This window comes from Acidocella sp. KAb 2-4 (assembly GCF_020567705.1).
Taxonomy (GTDB): domain Bacteria; phylum Pseudomonadota; class Alphaproteobacteria; order Acetobacterales; family Acetobacteraceae; genus Acidocella.
Genome location: NZ_JAJDJU010000062.1, coordinates 1 through 1,872, shown reverse-complemented (window position 1 = coordinate 1,872; position 1,872 = coordinate 1). Strand labels below are relative to the sequence as shown.

Sequence of the window (1,872 nt, the reverse complement as noted above, 5' to 3'; positions counted from 1 at the left end):
ATGGGGCGCGGCGAATCGCCGAGGGTCCCAGCGCGGTCGGTCTTTGACGACGCACACGGCGCCTCACTGCCCTTCAGCTGCTCCGTCGCTTCTTCTGCGATGGTTCACGAACCTGCCGCGTTGCATGACGCATCGGATTTGCGATGCGCTCAGCCATGATGGTTCGCTGGAAGATGGTCGACGCCTCCTGCAGGCGCCTCGGGCAGCGCGGTTCGCTCGACCACCTCTGAACAGGAGCTGCGCTGACGGATCGAAAATTCGGAAGTGACAGCCGACATGGCGCCGGGTTCTTCAGCCTGCAACGTCAGCCCGGTGGGGTGCAACGGTTGCACCGCGATCCCGCGAACCGGCCCGAAGTCGTTACGGGCGCTTGTTCTGATCGGGCCATGTGCGGAGGCTCTTGCGTGCAACCCCGTTGCACCGAAGAGACTCTCGCCATCGGAGCACGGAAGGGGATGCAGATGAACCATCAGGACGCGTTAAGCGCGTTGGCAACGATCGCTGTCAGCCGCGATCACATCACCACGCGCGAACTCGCAACGGCGCTCAACCGGCGCCCGCAGACGATCCGCAAAAATCTTTGTGTCATGGGGCACGCATGGGGGCTTGGTCCATTTTGATTGTCACGCAGTGGTCCGCTCCTGTGGCCGGTTCATGAGGTGATCAGGCTGCTGTCGGGGCGAGGCACTGTCGACTCCACGTAGCAATCGGCAGGCAAGAGGATTGGCATCGCATGCATGCATATCCGGAACTCATCGTTGACCGATCATGAGGAGCCACTGATGGACACAGCCGGGAGCTATCGCGCGCGCTTTGCGCAACTTCAAGCACGCTACCTTCGCGAGGTAGGTGTTTGGGATTGGAAGGGATTCACGACGTGGCTGATTTCCTTGTTTGCAACGATGCGACCAGCGACTCGCAGGCAGTACCGAGCTGCGGTCAGGGATCTCAGAAGCTGTGGCGGAGCCCCAGGTCAAGACCATTCGCGCATGCCCCGTAGCTGCCTGCAAAGGTGTTGGTGGCGTCGTGCACCCCGTAGGCCGCGGCGCTGCCGTTGGAGATGTGGCTCAGCCCGCCGTACAGCATGGTCGACCTGGACAGCGAGTACTGGTAGCCCGCGCCGATCATGCTGGCGTTGCTGGAGGCCACTTCCTGGTTGTCGGCATGGGAATACGACAGATTGAACTGCCCGCGCCCGGCCGGCACCGCGGCGCCCACCATCCAGAAACGGTTGTCCATGCGGGCCGTGGAGGCCTTGACCGGCGTGAAGCCCGATCCGGGAAAGCCGCTGGTGTAGGTCTGGAACATCGCGCTGAGCACGACCACGTGCAGGTCGTAATGCCCGAACAGCTGGGTCACGTGCGTGGAGGCGGTGGCGCCCACCGGGATCCTGCCCGACTCCAGCGCGGTGCCGGTGCGGTAGTCGTTGTACAGGTAGGCGGCTCCCAGGTACAGCGGCCCATGCTGGTAATGCACGCTCAGGTTGGCCAGGCTGCCGGCCTGCACCGAGCCGGCCACGCCGCCGAAGCCGTACACCAGCTGCGCGCTGAAGCCCTCGAGCGTGGGCGTGGCGTACTCCACCAGCTGGGACTCGCGCAGGTAGTTGAAGGCCGATACCGCGCGGTTCAGGCTGGTGATGGACGCCGTGGTGCCGTTGCGGAAGGGATCGATGGACACCGCGTTGGTGTAGACGGGCATCAGGAAGCGCCCGGCGAAGACCTTGCCGAAATGCCCCTTCACGCCCAGCAGCGAGGTGCGCTGCATGAAGCCGCCGCCGGTGCAGTAGCCGTTGGAGGGCAGGCTGCTGGCCCCGGTGCCGTTGGCGAAGTCGCCGGTGCCGCAAAAGCCGGTGGCCAGGTCGTAGATCACCGA

General features: G+C 64.4%; 2 protein-coding genes. One reads left to right on the top strand and one right to left on the bottom strand.

The window, feature by feature from the left end:
* Nucleotides 1-461: 461 nt before the first annotated feature.
* Nucleotides 462-620: a hypothetical protein gene (locus LI953_RS15300; RefSeq protein ID WP_227076954.1), complete on the top strand. Its 159-nt coding sequence runs from the start codon at nucleotides 462-464 to the stop codon at nucleotides 618-620.
* Nucleotides 621-948: 328 nt separating this feature from the next.
* Here LI953_RS15300 and LI953_RS15295 read toward each other — a convergent pair.
* The coding region (locus LI953_RS15295; RefSeq protein WP_227076953.1) for a porin at nucleotides 949-1,872 on the bottom strand (924 nt) is incomplete at its 5' end.